15 protein-coding genes are annotated in these 16195 nt (G+C 63.6%); 2 read left to right on the top strand and 13 right to left on the bottom strand.

Annotation, left to right across the window (positions count from 1 at the left end; genetic code table 11):
- Positions 1–3: 3 nt before the first annotated feature.
- Positions 4–2157 carry a TonB-dependent siderophore receptor gene (locus tag AC1D05_RS14480; protein WP_477441636.1) on the bottom strand — a complete coding sequence of 718 codons (2154 nt, stop codon included), beginning with the start codon at positions 2155–2157 and terminating at the stop codon, positions 4–6.
- A gap of 291 nt (positions 2158–2448) precedes the next feature.
- Here AC1D05_RS14480 and AC1D05_RS14475 point away from each other — a divergent pair, with 291 nt between their 5' ends.
- Both AC1D05_RS14475 and AC1D05_RS14470 read left to right on the top strand, forming a co-directional pair.
- On the top strand, positions 2449–3078 hold the full coding sequence (locus AC1D05_RS14475) for an alpha-ketoglutarate-dependent dioxygenase AlkB family protein (protein ID WP_477441450.1): 630 nt from the start codon (positions 2449–2451) through the stop codon (positions 3076–3078).
- A 55-nt stretch (positions 3079–3133) separates the two neighbouring features.
- Positions 3134–4351 (top strand): glycosyltransferase family 87 protein, encoded by a 1218-nt coding sequence (locus tag AC1D05_RS14470; RefSeq protein ID WP_477441448.1) that lies wholly within the window; start codon positions 3134–3136, stop codon positions 4349–4351.
- An 18-nt stretch (positions 4352–4369) separates the two neighbouring features.
- On the opposite strand, the gene AC1D05_RS14465 is transcribed toward AC1D05_RS14470, so the two are convergent.
- The 12 genes from AC1D05_RS14465 to AC1D05_RS14410 all read right to left on the bottom strand — a co-directional run bounded on the left by AC1D05_RS14465 (position 4370) and on the right by AC1D05_RS14410 (position 16146).
- Complete coding sequence (locus tag AC1D05_RS14465; protein WP_477441446.1) at positions 4370–5839, bottom strand: nucleotidyltransferase family protein; 1470 nt, start codon at positions 5837–5839, stop codon at positions 4370–4372.
- Positions 5839–6516, bottom strand: a complete 678-nt coding sequence (locus AC1D05_RS14460) for a glycosyltransferase family 2 protein (RefSeq protein ID WP_477441445.1) — start codon at positions 6514–6516, stop codon at positions 5839–5841. The genes AC1D05_RS14465 and AC1D05_RS14460 overlap by 1 nt, the downstream gene beginning before the upstream one ends.
- On the bottom strand, positions 6516–7271 hold the full coding sequence (locus tag AC1D05_RS14455) for a glycosyltransferase family 2 protein (RefSeq protein ID WP_477441443.1): 756 nt from the start codon (positions 7269–7271) through the stop codon (positions 6516–6518). Before AC1D05_RS14455 ends, AC1D05_RS14460 begins: the two co-directional genes overlap by 1 nt.
- Complete coding sequence (locus AC1D05_RS14450) at positions 7271–8026, bottom strand: glycosyltransferase family 2 protein (RefSeq protein WP_477441442.1); 756 nt, start codon at positions 8024–8026, stop codon at positions 7271–7273. The genes AC1D05_RS14455 and AC1D05_RS14450 overlap by 1 nt, the downstream gene beginning before the upstream one ends.
- Positions 8027–8122: 96 nt before the next feature.
- Complete coding sequence (locus tag AC1D05_RS14445; protein WP_477441440.1) at positions 8123–9067, bottom strand: serine kinase; 945 nt, start codon at positions 9065–9067, stop codon at positions 8123–8125.
- Between the two features lie 35 nt (positions 9068–9102).
- Positions 9103–9582, bottom strand: coding sequence for a PqqD family protein (locus AC1D05_RS14440; RefSeq protein ID WP_477441439.1), 480 nt, complete (start codon positions 9580–9582; stop codon positions 9103–9105).
- A gap of 110 nt (positions 9583–9692) precedes the next feature.
- Positions 9693–10352 (bottom strand): dihydroxyacetone kinase subunit DhaL, encoded by a 660-nt coding sequence (gene dhaL, locus AC1D05_RS14435; protein ID WP_477441634.1) that lies wholly within the window; start codon positions 10350–10352, stop codon positions 9693–9695.
- Positions 10353–10414: 62 nt separating this feature from the next.
- On the bottom strand, positions 10415–12496 hold the full coding sequence (locus tag AC1D05_RS14430) for a bifunctional sugar-binding transcriptional regulator/dihydroxyacetone kinase subunit DhaK (RefSeq protein ID WP_477441437.1): 2082 nt from the start codon (positions 12494–12496) through the stop codon (positions 10415–10417).
- Positions 12497–12643: 147 nt separating this feature from the next.
- Positions 12644–13306 carry a dihydroxyacetone kinase subunit DhaL gene (dhaL, locus tag AC1D05_RS14425; protein ID WP_477441435.1) on the bottom strand — a complete coding sequence of 221 codons (663 nt, stop codon included), beginning with the start codon at positions 13304–13306 and terminating at the stop codon, positions 12644–12646.
- Positions 13307–13317: 11 nt separating this feature from the next.
- Positions 13318–14313, bottom strand: a complete 996-nt coding sequence (locus AC1D05_RS14420) for a dihydroxyacetone kinase subunit DhaK (RefSeq protein ID WP_477441433.1) — start codon at positions 14311–14313, stop codon at positions 13318–13320.
- Positions 14314–14328: 15 nt separating this feature from the next.
- Complete coding sequence (locus tag AC1D05_RS14415; RefSeq protein ID WP_477441432.1) at positions 14329–15099, bottom strand: SDR family oxidoreductase; 771 nt, start codon at positions 15097–15099, stop codon at positions 14329–14331.
- 60 nt (positions 15100–15159) lie between these two features.
- Positions 15160–16146 (bottom strand): substrate-binding domain-containing protein, encoded by a 987-nt coding sequence (locus AC1D05_RS14410; protein ID WP_477441430.1) that lies wholly within the window; start codon positions 16144–16146, stop codon positions 15160–15162.
- Positions 16147–16195 lie beyond the last annotated feature (49 nt).

The raw sequence follows: 16195 nt of genomic DNA, 5'->3' as shown, positions 1-16195 counted from the left end.
ATTTTACCAGCTGCGCTTCAGCGAAGCTGTGATGTTGCGGCCCTGGCCCAAATAGCAATAGCCGCTGTTGCACACGACAGGACGTTCATCGGCGATGTTGCGGACGGCGAAGGCGGCGCTGACACCTTCATATTTCTTGTCGATGGCGCCGAAATCATAGGACGCCGAGGCATCGAGATAGACCGCGGCGTCATTCTTGGCGGTGTTGGTGGTGTCGGTATAGGGGGCGCTCTGAAGCCTTGCACCCGAGCCGATCGAAAGGCCTGGGGCGGCACTGCCTTCGTCGAATTTGTAATTGGCCCAGAGGCTGGCGACATGCGCGGGCGTGACGGCCGGAACCTTGCCGATCTCCGTCGCATCGAAGGCGTCTGTGATCTCGGCATAATTGTAATTATAGGCCGCGACCACATCCAGCCCATCCATGATGGCCGCGCGCGCCTCGAGTTCAAAGCCATTGCTGGTGACCTCGCCCAGAGCGCGATAGGTGCCCTCGTTGGCGTTGACGACGACTGGCTTGTTCTTCTCGACGAGATGATAGGCAACCGCCGACAGCAGGATGTCGGTTCCCGGGGGTTGGTATTTCAACCCCAATTCGAATTGCTCGCCCTTCGTCGGTTGGAGAATGTCAGGGCCGTCCGCCGACCGGTTCGTGACCGGCTCGAACGAGGTCGCATAACTGGCGAAGGGTGCAGCGCCGTTGTCGAAAAGATAGAGGGCGCCGGCCTGGATGCTGAAGGCGTTCTTGTTCAAGCCCTCGGAACTGCCGTCACCGTATTCACGTGTCTGCTCGACCCAGGTCTGCCGGCCACCGAGCGTGAAGCGCCATCTGTCCAGTTCGACCTGATCCAGCGCATAAATGCCAGTCTGGCGCAAATCTGCGTCGGAAGTCGTGAGATTGTAGTCCGGCGTCGGTCCGGAAACACCGTAAGTCGGATTGGCGATGTCGAAATCATAGGCAGGATTAACGGGACCTATCCCATAGCCGAAGGATGAAGTCAGGTCCGTATAGTCGAGGCCAAGAAGCGCTGTATGGGCGAGCGCACCGGTGTCGAACTTGGTCTCAATCTGATTGTCGGCCTGGAACACGTTCATTTCGTCGCGGATCGAATTCGCGTAACGATGCGCGACCGTGCCCGTCCAACTGGCGACTGCGAGATAGCGCGACCTCAGATCGAGGTGGGAATATCGAACGTTCTGGCGCACCGTGATGCCGTTGCCGAAATCGTGCTCGAACTTGTAGCCGATCTGCTGCTGCCGGATCTTCTGATAGTCGTAGTCCGGATCGCTTGCGCGCAGGGCGTGAACCTTTCCCGACGGATCGGTGATTGCGCCGACATTGGTATCCGTCTCGTCGGCCTGCACCAGCCCATAGATGGTGAAGGAGGTCGCGGCATCGGGATTCCAGGTCAGCGACGGCTGCAGGAAATAGCGGTCGTCGGCGATGTCGAAATTGGTGTCGCCGTTTCGCGCCACGCCGACGATCCGGTAGAGGAACTCGTCGCTGCCTTCGGTGACGGGGCCGCCGAAATCGAAGGCCGCCTGCGCCCTGTCCTTCGTGCCGTAGAGCAATTCGACTTCACGTATCCTGTCCTCGGTCGGCAGCTTGGGCACCTTGTTGACGATGCCGGCCGGCGTTCCCGCGCCGTAAAGGACCGACACCGGTCCCTTGATGACCTCGACGCGTTCGAGCGAATAGGGGTCGGTACGGAAGGTGCCGTAATTGATGTAGGGCTGGCGCAGGCCGTCCTTGTAGTCGCCGAGCGTCGTGGCGTCGTAGCCCCTGATATAGATTTGGTCGAAGCGCGGATCGAAGCCGTAGGCGCCGGTGCTGACGCCCGCCGAATAGCGCACCGCCTCGATAATGTCCTGCGCGCCGCGCTCCTCGAGTTCCTTGCGCGTCACCACCGAGACGGAGCGGGGCGTTTCGATGAGCGGCGTATCCGTCTTGGTCGCACCGGAGCTGCGCTTGGCGGCCACCGTCTTGTCATCATCCCTGGAAGTGACCCGGCCGCCCTTGCCGTTGACCGTGATCGGCTCGAGCGTACCATCTTGTGGCCGGGTGGCTTGCTGCGCGTGCGCCTGATGAGCACCGAGCAGCGTCACAAGGTACGTCGTGGCGAGCAATCCCCGGCACCAAACCCTGCCACCCCTGACCATGTCAAACCCCGCATGAAACGTCACGTCGATATGCCTCGCTCTTTGCCATTCGCTGCCGGCGACCTCTCCCTCTCGCAGGCATCCAAATTCTTGTCTGAAACACTCAAGTTCAAAACTTGACTAAGGAATTCATATTTACTCGTCAACTACCTTTCGCGGTGCCGGGGCGTGAATTCGCCACCCATCTCCAGATCGGCAAACCGCAATAAGATCGGCGACGGCTTTCGGGTCGCCGTTTTCCTTCGATGGTGGCATCTTGCGGGCTCGAACCATCTCGAGGTGCGCTATTCCATGCTCGTTCTGCCCAACGGTGTCCGCCACATGCCGGCCTACCTCTCCCGCACTGTTCAGGAGGCGCTGGTCGAGGCGGTGAGGGGCATCGTCCAGCAGGCGCCGCTGTTCGTGCCGGCCATGCCGCGCACCGGCAAGGAGATGAGCGTGCGCATGACAAATTGCGGCCCGCTCGGCTGGGTCACCGACAAGGAGCGCGGCTATCGCTACCAGCCGACGCATCCGCTGACCGGGGAACCATGGCCACCGATCCCGCAGGGTCTGCTCGATTTGTGGCGGCAGGTGTCGGGCTATCCGAATCCGCCGCAGGCCTGCCTGATCAATTTCTACACGGCCGACGCCAAGATGGGCCTGCACCAGGATCGCGACGAGGCCGATTTCTCGGCACCCGTCGTCTCCGTCTCGCTGGGCGATGATTGCCTGTTCAGGGTCGGCCAGGCGACGCGCGAGGGCGCCACCAAGTCGTTCAGGTTGAAGAGCGGAGACGTCGTCGTGCTCGGCGGCGAGGGCCGCCTTGCCTTCCATGGCGTCGACCGCATCTATCCCTCGACCTCGGCACTGCTCAAGAACGGCGGCAGGATCAATCTGACGCTGCGGCGGGTGACGAAACCGGACGAGGGCTCCGTATAGCCGATCTTAACGCCCATCCCTTATCAAGGCTGCCAGGGTCTTGGAAAACAGCACGATGACACCGGTCGATCAGACTGCCCGCAATCGATCCGATTTCCGTTTCGCGGCCCTTGTGCTGTGCACCGGGATTTTGGTCGGGCTGCGCTACCACCTTGCTTTGTGGACCTTCGACGAGAACGGCTTCTCCGAACTCAGCGACCGGCTGCCCTACTGGGATTTCACCAATCTTTGGGCCGGCGGGCGCATGGCGCTCGACGGCCATGTCGCTTGGCTGTTCGACGTCGACACCTATCGCGCGGCCTTGCGGCGGATGTTCTCGCCCGATCTTCCCAACCAGGAATGGAGCTACCCGCCCAGCATCCTCATCTTCGGCGCGCCGCTGGCGCTGCTGCCGATCTTTTCGGCCTATTTCATCTGGACCTTCGGCACCGTCTTCTGCCTCTGGCTGGCGGTGCGGCCGCTGAAACTGGGCACGCTTGCCGAAGCGGCCATCTGTGTGTGTCCAGCCGTATTCGTCAACGCCATCTTCGGTCAGAATGGCGCGTTGACCACCGCCTTCCTCATCGGCGGACTGGCCGTGGCGCCAAAGCGGCCGGTCCTTGCCGGGCTGCTGTTCGGGCTGCTGACGGTCAAGCCGCATCTCGGCATTCTGGTCCCGTTCTGCCTGCTGGCCAGCGGCAATTGGCGCGCCATCGTCGCCGCGGCCCTGTCATCGGCAGCGCTGTTCGTTTTGACCGGCGCCGCGCTCGGCTTCGACGTCTGGCACCTGTTCTGGACGCAAACCCGCCCCTTGATGACGGCGATACTGGAGGCGCCCTATCCGCAACCCTACCAGGCCAACGCCGCAACCATGTTTTTCCTGGCGCGCGCATGCGGCGCGGGACTGACAGTCGCCTATGCTATGCAGGCGGTTGCGACGATCGCCGCCATCGCCGCCGCCATCTGGGTCTGGCTGCCCTGGCGGCAGGTCCAGCATGGCGAAAGAGTGGTCCTCACCGCCGTGCTGGCAACCGTTGCGACGCCTTATGGCTACAGCTACGACACGGTCGGTCTTGCTGTCGCCGTCGCCTATCTGTTTTCGACGCGCGCCAACATACCTCGGATTTTCCTGGCGCTGGTCTGGCTCTACCCTGCCATCGCTCATCTGGTGAATTTTGTCGGGCTTGGCATCGGTGTGTTGGTGCCATTGTCCCTGTCGGCATGGGTGCTTGCCGACATAAGAGCCCGTGAACGCACGGACATCGTCTCGACGGCGGCGGGCAGTCAGGCATAGCCCAGAGCCGCGCGATTCTCAGCGCAGCGGCGAAAAAATCGCCGAGATCAGATGGAAGGGCAGTGCGCCATAGGCCGCCACTGTCGCGTCGTCGTCCCATTGGCGGAATTGCCGGGAAGGTCGCGCCTCCAGCGTCACGGCGTGCCTTTGCCCGTCAAGCGTCACTTTGCCGCGAAAATGCAGCACCCGTTCGCCACCGGACCGGCTGATGGCGATGGCGCGCAGGCGCGCAATATGGTCGTCATCGGCATTGATCTCCATTTCGATGCGGCGGCGGACCGGTGGAACATTGATCCGGACTGTGACGTCCAGCATCATCTCCCCCGCTGTCCGCGGACACGGTATGGCCTGTGAGAACACCGATGGCGGCGCCGTTTCCGACGGCTCGTTGCGGGCTGGCTTGCCGCGCCAGGCCTTGGCCGGCGGCTCCTGCCGCAGCCGGCCGCTCTTGCGCCTCAGCCGCAACTGCTTGGCAAGGCCGCGCGACAGCCAGACCAGCCTGCCGAAATCGGTCCGCGGCTTGGCCTGCAGCACCGCCGACCAACGCGAGAGGCCGGTGCGGTCGGCCATGTCAAGCACGCGCGCCAGCACTCCGCTCGGCACCGTCACTCCTGTTTCAAGCGCCAGATAGGAGAGCGCCACCGCCGCGGCGACGGCAAGGCCGCGCCTGGCGACAACATCGAGGAATACATCCCAGTCGACATCGCCGCCGCGGATAGCCACCGCGCAATCGACCAGCCAGTCGCTGTGGGTGTGGGCGTCGAGCCCGCCATGCGCGATGGCAAGCGCGATGCGGTCGGCGGGCGACGGCACCAGCACGCCGACGCCGCTGAATTCGGCGGGATCAGCCCGTTGCCAGATGGCCAGGTCGTCTTCCTCGCTTCGCTGCGAACCGTCATAGGCGAGTTGGTGCAGGTCGATGTCGCCAAGATTGCCCTTGAAGAAATTCATCGAGCGCAGCGACGCCAGTCTCGTCCGCAGATATTGCGGGCTGACGCCGGTGGCGATCTGCCAGTCGCCGTCACGCAGCACGTCGAAGGCCGTTTTCATGTCCTGCGACCGCACCAATATGTCGATGTCGTGCGCCACCCTGCCGCGCTGGGCCGAGGCGTTCAAGGCAATGCGGCTGGCGCCCTTGATCAGCATCACCTGGCATCCGGCATCCGTCATCGCCTTCAGCGCCGGTTCGGCTTCCCGCATCGCCATGCGCGATTTGGTCCACAGCATCTTCTGCAGGCCGACGAGGCGCGGATAAGCGGAATGACCGGCCAGCTTCCTGCCGAACCTGTCGGAGATCGCGGCCAGCAGCCGGTGCTCGCGGAACGAGACCTGATCGATATCGTTCTCGTCCAGCCAGCGGCCGGCGCAAGCGGCAGCGGCATCCTCGTCGGGAAGAAGGGCGGCCTTGAGCAACTGGTCGAGCCCGCCCGTCGGCCATGACCAGCCATAGTCCGGGAAGCGACGCTCGATACGGCGAATATCAGCCATCAGCTCAAGCCGGCCTTGTTCTGCGCCCGTCTCAGCATGGCGAGCCGTGCCACCTCGAGATAGCCGCGGTCGCGGGCCGCATCGCGCCCATAGGACAGGCTGCCCGGCCGAATGCGGCGCAGCGCCAGCGCCTCGTCCAGCATGTCGAGGGCAAGGCCCGCCTCGCGCGCCCGGGCGATCCAGTCGATCATTTCACCACGGCCGCCCGGCGGATCGACGATGGGTCCAATGGTCTCGGCGACCTCACGACGGATCATCATGGTGGTGCGCGACCAGCCCGGTACGGTCTCGGCCTCGGGCGTGTCAGGCTGGTCGTTGCGGAAATTCCGCCAGTGACAGAAAACCCCCGCTGTCGCGGGACATCTGTCGAGATGCGCCAGCTGTCTCTCGATCTTGTCCGGCAGCCAGAGGTCGTCCGCATCAAGTGTCGCGATGAGCGGCGTCGACAGCGCCGCGATGCCCCTGGTCGTGGCGCTGCCAGGCCCGGCATTCGCCTGGCGCAGCAGCTGCACCGGCAGGTCCGTTCCGCCGATCGCTGAGGCCAGATCGTCTGTCGACCCATCGTCGACGATCACCACCAGTTCAGGACGCACCGTCTGGGCGGCGACGGATCGCAGCGTCTCGGTAATCGTGCCGCTGGCATTGAAAGCCGGAATGACGACGCCGTATCCGCTCATCACATGAACTGCCAGTCTGCGAGATCCTTGAGTTCGAAGACGCCTTCGATTCGCCGCAAGGTCGGGTCTGCCTTGCGGCGGGTCATCGACTTGTAGATGGCGCGCATGAATTCACGCGACTGGACGTCGGTCTGTCGGGTCATGTTGCCGGGATGGCGTCTGTAGTAGAGGGCCACGGTCTCCGGCGTCACATATCTTGGTCCGCTTTCGAAGGTGCGCAACAGGTAGTCGGTGTCCTCCGCCTGATGGAAGGCTTCATCGAAGACACCGATACGCTTGACAAGCCGGCGCGCGAAGATCGCCGCCGACAAATGGATGCCGCGAACCGTGATGCTGCGGCTGTCAGCGGCGGGCTCCAGGCGCTCGTCATCGATCTTGTCGACCAGCATCATCCTTGAATAGGTGAGATCCAGATCTGGGTCGTTGCGGAAGAGCTCGATATCGGCCGCAAAGCGTCCGACCGGCGAAATGTCGTCCGAATCGAGAAAGGAGACAAGGTCGGTCTCCGGTTCGAGCAGTCCCAGCCCGGTGTTGCGCGTCCGCGTCACACCCATATTGGGTTGTTGAAACAGGCGGATGCAGGGGTTCTCCACCATCAGCGAGCGCACCGCTTCAGCCGATCCATCGGTCGAGCCGTCATCGATGACGATGATGTCGAGGTCGGCGGCGTCACGCTGCCTAAGCAGCGAGCGTAGCGCCGGGCCCACAAGGGTCTCGCGGTTATGGACCGGCATGATCACGCTCAGCCTCGGCATCACATCATCCGCCAATCAGCAGATGTGTTCTTCAGCTCGAAAATACCCTGAACCTCGCGCAGCGACGGATCGGCCTTGCGCCGCCGCATCGACTTGTGGATTGCACGCAGATAGTTGCGGACCCGGCTATCATGTTCCTTGGTGATATTCCCGGCGTGGCGCCGGTAGTAGACCGCGACGGTGTCCAGCAACTCATAGTTCGGACCCGTTTCGAAAACGCGGAGCAGATAGTCGGTGTCCTCGGCCTGCTCGAACTCCTCGTCGAACTGGCCCGTTCGCTCGACAAGGCTCCTGCGGAACAGGGCGGTGCTGAGCGAAATTCCCCGCAGCGTCATGGTGCGGCTGTCGACCGCAGGCTCCAGCCTCTCGTCGTCAATCCGCTCGGCCAGCGTCATCAGCGAATAGGTCAGCTCCAGGCCGGGGCTCGCGTCGAAACGCGCAAGATCGGTTTTGAAGCGCCCGGCCGGCGAGATGTCGTCCGAATCCAGGAACGACACGAACTCCGCGTCGGCAGGCAATTGCCTCAGCCCGGTATTGCGTGTCCTGGCGACACCCATATTCTCTTGCCGGAACAGGCGGATGCAGGGGGCCTGGACCATCATCGAACGCACCGCTTCCGCCGAACCGTCTGTCGAGCCGTCGTCGACGACGATGATGTCGAGATCGGCGGCGTCGCGCTGCCGTACCAAGGAGCGCAAGGCCGGAACGACATAGCGTTCGCGGTTGTAGACGGGCATGATCACGCTCAACTTCACGAAGCAACTCGTGTTAGAAAATCCGCAACAGTACCGGCAATCTCCTCCGGATGCGTTCCCAAGGACAGGCGGTAGCTTGGCAGCAGGCGGGTGAGATCACCGAAGAAGCGGAAACCGCTTTTCGCGCTCCCCCGGCATCTGCATGATGCCCGACGGTGCCAGTGCTATCATGGCGTCTCGACGCGACACCGGCATGATCGAACTCGCCTCACCACCGCCGATATGTGGCACCACCAGTGCAACGATGTCCAGCGCTGCAGCCACCGGCCGGGGTGCGATATCGGCAATGTGAAACGTGTGCTTGCCCTGCCAGTTCAAGCGACTGTCGATCTTCAGTCGCTGCTTCAGGCCCAGCCGCGCGAAACCTTGCGGGTCCTGCTTCAGCGTTGAAAACAGCGGCCGCGCGGTCACGCCGCCCGCGAGATCGATCAGCACATAGTCATCGCCGACGCTGTCGAGCCCGTTGAGAAGACCGGCGGCCACGGTGCCGGATTTCCCGGCGCCGCCTGCGCCGGCGAGCAGCACGCCCTTGCCATTGGCACCCAGCGTACCGGCATGGGTCAGCCGCATGCCGCGCGCCGCATAGTCCCAATGCAGGAAGGCCCGCAGCGGCGCTGCCGGCTCCCAGGGCGGAAAGGCATCGGCCGAGGTCATCAGCTGCACGCCGACGTGGCGTTGCGGATCGTAGACCTGCCAGAAATCCAGATCGTGAAAATAGTGGCCACGCAGCCCGGCCTCGGCGAGCCGTTCGGCAAAGCCGTATTCGGTGAAATGCGCGTCGCCCCACCGTGCCGGCGCGGGGATGCCGTCGATTCCAGGGTGCGCGATGAAGATACGGCATGCCGACGGTTCCGCATCATCATGCGCGGCCTCCACGAAGGCGTTGCCAAGCGCCTCCGCAAGCACGCCTGGACCGGCATGCGCGGTCAGCTCAAGCCGGGGCAGCCGGACCGTCCGCGTGGCCGGATAATGTGCGGCATCAGCGGCGGTGATGAGATACCGGGCGTAATCCGGCAAGGTTTCGAGCGTGACGCGCGGCATTCCTGCGCCCCTCTATCTCCGACGCAGCCGGCTCGTCAGGATGCCTGCTTGACCGCCGGCCAGCCGAGGGGTTCCTCGACCTCGTGGATGGGATCCACGATGATCAGGTCGGCGAGGTCGTCGTGAATGCTCACATTGAGCGGCTCGTTCGTGGCGGCAAGCTCAGCAGCCAAATCGCCCGGCAGCGGTTGCGCGGTCGCTTCCGAACGCACCAGCAATCCCAGTTCCAGCAATTGCGAGATGAAATGTTCGAGTTCAGCCGCGCCGAGTGTCGAACCGCCGGCGGTGAGCCCGGTCAGGGCCTGGGCATCGACCCCGGACGAGAGCGCCTGCCAGACCCTGCTGCCGGAATCGGAGAAGCCGAAATACTTGCCGTTGGCAAGGTTGAGCACCACGGCTTCGCCATCGAAGGATTCGAAGACGATGTCCCTGCTCGCAACTGCATAGGCGTTGCTATCACGCATCCTTGTTGCCCCGCTTTGCAAATCCCGTCCCTCCAGCAGGATCGCTTCCACCGATAACGCCTGTAAACGCTCGGTTCTTCGTTGGCAAGGCAAGCGGTGCCGGCAAGACGTCGGCCATTTTTGGGACCAATCGATGCCTGAGCGGGATCGAGGCGCGATTTTCAATGCCCGCGAGGCTCATTTTCGGTGAAGGTGTCCTTCATCGCACGCAGGATGATGACGGCCGAAGCCGCACCCGGGTCCATGTGCCCGAGCGACCGCTCTCCGAGCCGCGCCGCCCGCCCCCGCGCCGCCACCATGGACCGCGTTGCATTCGCGCCGGCTTCCGCGGCTTCGAGGATGCCAGTCCACATATCCAGGCCGCCGGCATTGCGGGCCTGCGCGTTGAGCGCTGCTTCGGTGGCGGGGATCCACACGTCCAGCATGGTCTTGTCGCCGCGCTGCCCCTTGCCGCGTTCCATGATGCCGGCCGTCATCGCCTTGATGATCGCCGCCTGGTCGGCGAGCGAAAGGCATTCATCCTGCTTGAGGGCCTGTCCGGCCCTTCGGAATGCAGTCGCGTAGAGCGGTCCGGTGGAGGCGCCGACGGCGTCGAGGAAGGCCGAGGCGGCGGCCGTGAAGATTCCCGAGGGAGGCGTGTCGTCGAGATTGAGTTTGGCCAGATAGGCGTTCACAGCCATGAAGCCGAGCGACATGGTGATGCCGTGGTCGGCGTCGCCGATGGCGCCGTCCAGATCGGACAGTCGATCCTTTCCCGCCTCGATGGCGATCGATATGCGGTAGAACATCCTGCTCAGGCGTCGTGCGGCATTGTCCGACATCATGGTCCTCCCAGTTCAAGCAGGATGCGGCCTTGGTCGGTAAGACGCATCTCTTATTGTCCTCAACCGATCCGCAGCACGGCCGTATCGCAAGGGTGGCGCAAAAGCTCCGACAGCTCATTGTCGAGGTGCAGGATCGTTATGGATGCGCCGACCATATCGAGCGATGTGCAATAGTGGCCGACCCAGTTCGCTTCTATCTGGATGGCCTTCGCGCTCAGCCGCTGCTCGACGCGTCTGAACAGAATGTAGAGTTCCATCAGGGGCGTCGCGCCAAACGAATTGATCAGCACCGCCACGCGGTCGCCCGCCGCCGGCTTCATTTCGGAGAAGATGCGGTCTATCACCCGGTCGGTGATCGCATCGGCGCTCATCATCTTTTCGCGGATCACGCCCGGTTCACCGTGAATGCCCATGCCGATTTCGATATCGTCTGGGCCGATTTCGAAATTGTGGCGACGCGTCTGCGGCATCGAGCAGGGCTCCAGCGCGACGCCCATTGTGAAGGTCCGCGCATTGGCCTTGCGTGTTACCGCTTCGCAGGCATCAAGCGACAGGCCACGGTCGCAAGCGGCCCCGGCGATCTTGAACATGAAAAAGTTCCCGGCGACACCGCGGCGGCCATCCCTGTCCTCCAGCGGAGACGAGGCGATATCGTCCGTCGTCACCACGGTCCGGACCTCGATGCCCTTGTCCGCCGCCATCTCGGCCGCCATGTCGAAATTCATCACGTCGCCGGCATAGTTGCCGTAGACGAAAAGCACGCCCTCACCGCCGAATGCCGCCTGGGTGCACTCGAGGATTGGCCCGGGAGGAGGCGAGGAAAAGATGTTGCCGACAGCCACGGCATCGGCGAGGCCCTTGCCGACATAGCTCAGAAAGCAGGGCTCGTGTCCCGAGCCGCCGCCGATCACCAGCCCGACCTTGCCGGGCCTCGGCCCGGTGCGGGCGACCAGGGCACGATTGGAGCCCTTGATCGGCTTGATGTAGGCGGCATGGGCCTTGACCACGCCATCGAGCATTTCCTCGACGACATCGTCGGGATCGTTGAGGAATTTCTTGATATGGGTCCGGTAATTGCCGGGCAGGGCGATCGTGTTGTCGACCCTCGGGCGCTGCGACAGCTTCTGGTCGAGTTCCGTGACGCCGTCGGCATTGAGGATGCCACGGCCGGTGGCGGCATCGGTGATCAGCACATTGACGTAGCCGCCGCGCAAGCTGGCCAGGATCGCCGGCACCTTGTCGAAGCCGCCGGCCACCGCGATGCGCAGGCCTATGACTTTCAACATGTCCAGCGATATGCCGATCGTCCGGTCGTCGAGCGGGCCGGCCACCGGATTGCCCTGGCCGTCAATGAAGCGGCCGGCGACGACGCCCACCGCGTTCCTGGCGAGATATTGCTGCAGTGAAACGGATTCAAAGAAGCCGCTGGTGTGGATGGTCGAGTTCGGGCGCAGCGACGAGATGCCGAAAAGCGCCTTGTTGGCTTTGGCAAGCGCGTCGAACTGGCTTTGAATGAGCGGCTCGCGCAAAAGCATGTCACGGACTTCGGCGGTGGAGACGACCGCGGGCGCCGTGATGTTGATCAGCCGCGCCTTGACCGCGCCGGCGATGGCCGATGCGCAGAGTTCCGGCGTATAGGCGAAGTTGGCGGCCGTTCCACCTGTGGCCTGGACGACGGTGACGTCCTGCAGGCCTGGCACCGATGCCTGCTCGCCGATCGCCAGCACCGTGCGTCCCCAGGCGACGGCAAGCGTGTCGCCGGATTTCAACAACTTGGCCAGTGCCTGCGCCGCCGCCCCGCCGAGGCGGTCGATTAGCGGCCGCGCATTGTCGTCGCTCGGCACAACCAGGCAGTCATGCAGGCCGAAATGGCGTTTGAGTTCCTGCGCGATCGAAAGCGAGCTCAGCCGCGACGGTTCGAGCGAGATGTTGACGATGCCGCGGGCACGGGCGTCGGCCAGGTAGCTGTTCACCGTCGCCCGCGATATGCCCATGATCTCGGCGATGTCGCCTTGCGTCATGTGATCTTCGTAGTAGAGCCAGCAAGCCCAGACATAGGGGTCGTCGCCGTAGCGCAAGGGGATGGGCTCGGCCGCCGCCTCGTTTCCGTTCCTGCGCGCCGATGATGTCTTGACGGTCATGCTGCCTGGTTTCCCCGAATCCAAGATCGATCGTCAAGATGAGCGCAAACGGGCGAACTCTCAATCTTGCCGCGATCGGCCATCTAGCGCGCTCCCGGCTGCAATGTCAGCCGGGAGCCTTTGCTCGGGAGGAGCATATTCATGAATTCAATGGCCGGCGGTCGCGGGCGACCGCAGCTTCTGCTTGGCGCCGGACGCCAGGGTTGACAGGATCAGCGCGCAGGATGTCGCGCCGGCGTCGAGGACGCCCACCGAACGTTCGCCGAGCCGGCTGGCGCGGCCGATCTTGGCCACGAGGTTCTTCGTGCTGTCACGGCCTTCCTCGGCGGCGGCGGCCATCGCGTCGAGTGCGTCCGCAAACGGCTTGCCGGCGGCGTTGGCGCTGTTGAAGGCCTCGATGGCCGGCACAAGCGCGTCGAGCAGGGTCTTGTCGCCGACCTTGGCCGACCCGATCGTCTGAATGCCTTCGAGGCCGCCGCCCAGCATGGCGCCGAAGGTCTCGGCACCGATCGACGGGGAGGCTTCGATCGTTTCGGCGAACTGGGTGAACATGATGCCATAGAGCGGTCCCATGGAGCCGCCGATCTCGGTCATCAGCACGGTGCCGAGCGTATCGAAGGCCGAAGCCAGCGACATGTCGTTGCCCCTGATCCTGTCCGCCGCCATGCCAAAACCCTTGGCCATGTTGACGCCGTGGTCGCCGTCACCGATCTTGCCGTCGATCTCGCTGAGATAGGCCCGGTTTTCGATGATCCGGTCGGCGAGCGAAAGCACGATGTCGCCCGCGGAAGCATTGTCAAACTGTTGCATCTGCCTGTTTCCTAAAGCCTTGCGGGACAATCGACATCGACGTCCAGCAGCCGTTTCAGCTCGGTGTCGAGCGCCATGACCGTGAGCGTTGCGCCGACCATTTCCAGCGAGGTGAAATAGTTGCCGACATAGGTCTTGTGGATGACCAGGCCGCGTCCGCTGATCTCGGCCTCGATGGTGTCGTTGAGGATGTAGAGTTCGTTGACCGGCGTCGCGCCGAGGCCGGACACCAGCACCGCCACTTCGGTCCCAGTCGCAAGCGCATGATCGTCGAGCACGATCTTGACCATATCCCGAGCAATGTCGGCCGCCGGCTTCAGTGGCTCGACCCGCACCCCCGGCTCACCATGGTGACCGATGCCGACCTCCATCGTGCCCGGCTCGATCAGGAAATTCGGATGCCCGACGGCAGGCAGCGTGCAGGGACCAAGGCCGACGCCGATCGAGCGGCAATTGTCGATCGCCCTTTGCGCCGTCGCTTGCACGTCCTCGAGGCTTGCGCCTTCCGCCGCCAGCGCACCCGCGCATTTCCACATGAAGATCTCGCCGGCGACGCCACGGCGCTTTCCGCGCTCGTCGGGTCCGGCCGAGCAGACGTCGTCATTGGCGACGACGGTGGCGATCTCGATGCCTTCCTTGGCGGCCAGCTTGATGGCCATCTTCACATTCATGTTGTCGCCGGCATAGTTGCCGTAGAGACAGACCACACCTTTGCCGCCATTGGCTTCGCGCGCCGCGTCGAGAAAGCTCTTGGCCGTCGGCGAGGAGAACAGTTCGCCGACCGCGACCGCATCCAGCATGTTGCGGCCGGTATAGCCGATGAAGGCCGGCTCGTGACCGGAGCCGCCGCCGGTGATCACGCCAACCTTGCCGGCGACCGGGGCATGGCGGGCCGCGATGACGCGCGGGTTGCTGCCGCCGAGCCTGACGATGTCGGCATGCGCCTTGACGAAGCCCTTGACTGTGTCCTCGACGACCTCGTCGGGATTGTTGATGAAACGCTGCATTGTTGCTCCCGCCGCTCAGATGATGGTGTAGCCGCCGTCGACCAGAAGGTCGGCGCCGTTGATCATGTCGGCGCCGTTCGAGGCCAGGAACACGGCAGCGGCGGCGATTTCCTGCGGGAAGGCGAAGCGGCCTGTCGGAATGCGCAGCTTCAGCGCCTCGCCGCGCGGCCCGTCCCAGGCTTTCTTGCCGAGCTCGGTCAGAACCACGGTCGGCGAGATCGTGTTGACCGTGATGCCGTGCCTGCCCCATTCGGCGGCAAGCGTCCTGGACAGCCCGATGACGCCGAATTTCGAGGCGCAGTAGGCGGCGTGCTGGTCGATCGCCACGGTGCCGGCCTGCGAGGCCATGTTGATGATCTTGCCGCCCTTGCCGGCCTTGATCATGGCGCGCCCGGCAGCCTGGGAAATCAGGAACGTTCCCTTGAGATTGATAGCGATGGTCTTGTCCCAGGCGTCGAGACTCAGTTCCTCGGCGGGAGCAAGCATGACGACGCCGGCGCTGCTGACGACGATGTCGATATGGCCAAATGCCGCCAGCGCCGAAGCGAACACGGCGTCCACGGATTGCGGGTTGGACACATCGCAGACGAAGGCTTTCGCGCCATTGCCGAGTTCGACGGCTTTCGCCTGCGCAACCGCTTCATTGATATCGATCACCCCGACAATTGCGCCCTTGGCGGCGAATGCCGATGCGATGGCGCTGCCGATGCCCGACGCGCCGCCGGTGACCAGGGCGACCTTGCCGCCCAGCGAAAAATTGAGATCAACATCTATTGAATCGGTCATGGTTCTCTTCTCGGCCTGATGGAGTGCGGGGCGGACTGCAAAGCCCACCCCGCGGCTGGATCACTTGCGCGTCGCAAGCAGCTTGTCGACATTGTCAGCCGTCACCGGCGTCCACGGCACATTGTAGAGCTTCTCCTTGCCGTCCTTCCAAGGCATGTCCTTGTAGGTCTCCCAGATGTCGGACTGCGGCTTGTAGTCACCCTTCTTGGCATTGAAGATGGCAAGGTCGAGCGCACCTTGCGCCTGGGCGCGCGCATCCTGCAGGATCGAGGTCATGTCGCCGTTCTTGACCGCATGCAACGCGTCGGTGATGCCATCGATGCCGGCAATGGAGAAGCTCTTCACGTCAAGTTTGGCTGCCTTGATCGCCTCGATGGCTCCAAGCGCCATCTCGTCGTTTTGGCCGATCACGCCATTGATCTGGTTCGGGTGAGAGGTGAGCCAATTCTCCATCAGCGTCTGGGCCTCGGCGCGCGACCAGTTTGCCGTCTGGTCCTCGAGGACCTTGACGTCGGGGCATTCGGCCAGCGCCTTCTTGTTGCCTTCCAGCCGCGAGATCTGCGCGGACTGGCCGACGGGGCCCTCGAGGATGACGACATTGCCCTTGCAGCCGATCTTGTCGAGCACGGTCTTGGCTTCCATGTAGCCCGAGATCGTATCGTCCGATCCGACATAGGAGGTCAGAAGATCGGAATGGACGCGGGTGTTCGAGCCGATGACCGGAATCCCGGCGTCGGCGGCGGCCTGCACGGCGGCAGTGCCGGCGTCGACATCGATCGGCGCAAAGATGATCGCGTTGTATTTCTGCGTGACCATCGTCTTGAACTGGTCCTGCTGCACCAGCGCGTCATAACGGCCGTCAAACACCGTCAGTTCGACCTCGCCGCTCTTGACGGCGGGATGGTCCTGCAGCGCGGCGACCCAGATCTGCATGAACTCGGCATTGAGCCCGTAGGGCGCGGCGCCGATCTTGATCTTGTCCTGCGCCATGGCCGGCGCGGCCAGCAGCGCGGTCGCGGATGCGAGCGCGATCATCCATCTTTTCATTTCGTTACCTCCACCTTGAGTGAGCGACCGACATGGTTCGCCTTACAGC

Source organism: Mesorhizobium sp. P2_E9, from assembly GCF_056403815.1.
Note: the sequence above shows the minus strand (reverse complement) of the source record. Positions and strands in the feature narration are given on the sequence as shown.

Excerpts from the sequence above, each read along its gene's own strand:
- AC1D05_RS14420 (WP_477441433.1), bottom strand. The coding sequence starts at position 14,313 with ATGCAGCGTTTCATCAACAATCCCGACGAGGTCGTCGAGGACACAGTC.
- AC1D05_RS14470 (WP_477441448.1), top strand. The coding sequence starts at position 3,134 with ATGACACCGGTCGATCAGACTGCCCGCAATCGATCCGATTTCCGTTTC.
- AC1D05_RS14410 (WP_477441430.1), bottom strand. The coding sequence starts at position 16,146 with ATGAAAAGATGGATGATCGCGCTCGCATCCGCGACCGCGCTGCTGGCC.
- AC1D05_RS14460 (WP_477441445.1), bottom strand. The coding sequence starts at position 6,516 with ATGAGCGGATACGGCGTCGTCATTCCGGCTTTCAATGCCAGCGGCACG.
- AC1D05_RS14430 (WP_477441437.1), bottom strand. The coding sequence starts at position 12,496 with ATGACCGTCAAGACATCATCGGCGCGCAGGAACGGAAACGAGGCGGCG.
- AC1D05_RS14465 (WP_477441446.1), bottom strand. The coding sequence starts at position 5,839 with ATGGCTGATATTCGCCGTATCGAGCGTCGCTTCCCGGACTATGGCTGG.
- dhaL (WP_477441435.1), bottom strand. The coding sequence starts at position 13,306 with ATGCAACAGTTTGACAATGCTTCCGCGGGCGACATCGTGCTTTCGCTC.
- AC1D05_RS14475 (WP_477441450.1), top strand. The coding sequence starts at position 2,449 with ATGCTCGTTCTGCCCAACGGTGTCCGCCACATGCCGGCCTACCTCTCC.
- dhaL (WP_477441634.1), bottom strand. The coding sequence starts at position 10,352 with ATGTCGGACAATGCCGCACGACGCCTGAGCAGGATGTTCTACCGCATA.
- AC1D05_RS14415 (WP_477441432.1), bottom strand. The coding sequence starts at position 15,099 with ATGACCGATTCAATAGATGTTGATCTCAATTTTTCGCTGGGCGGCAAG.
- AC1D05_RS14480 (WP_477441636.1), bottom strand. The coding sequence starts at position 2,157 with ATGGTCAGGGGTGGCAGGGTTTGGTGCCGGGGATTGCTCGCCACGACG.
- AC1D05_RS14455 (WP_477441443.1), bottom strand. The coding sequence starts at position 7,271 with ATGCCGAGGCTGAGCGTGATCATGCCGGTCCATAACCGCGAGACCCTT.
- AC1D05_RS14445 (WP_477441440.1), bottom strand. The coding sequence starts at position 9,067 with ATGCCGCGCGTCACGCTCGAAACCTTGCCGGATTACGCCCGGTATCTC.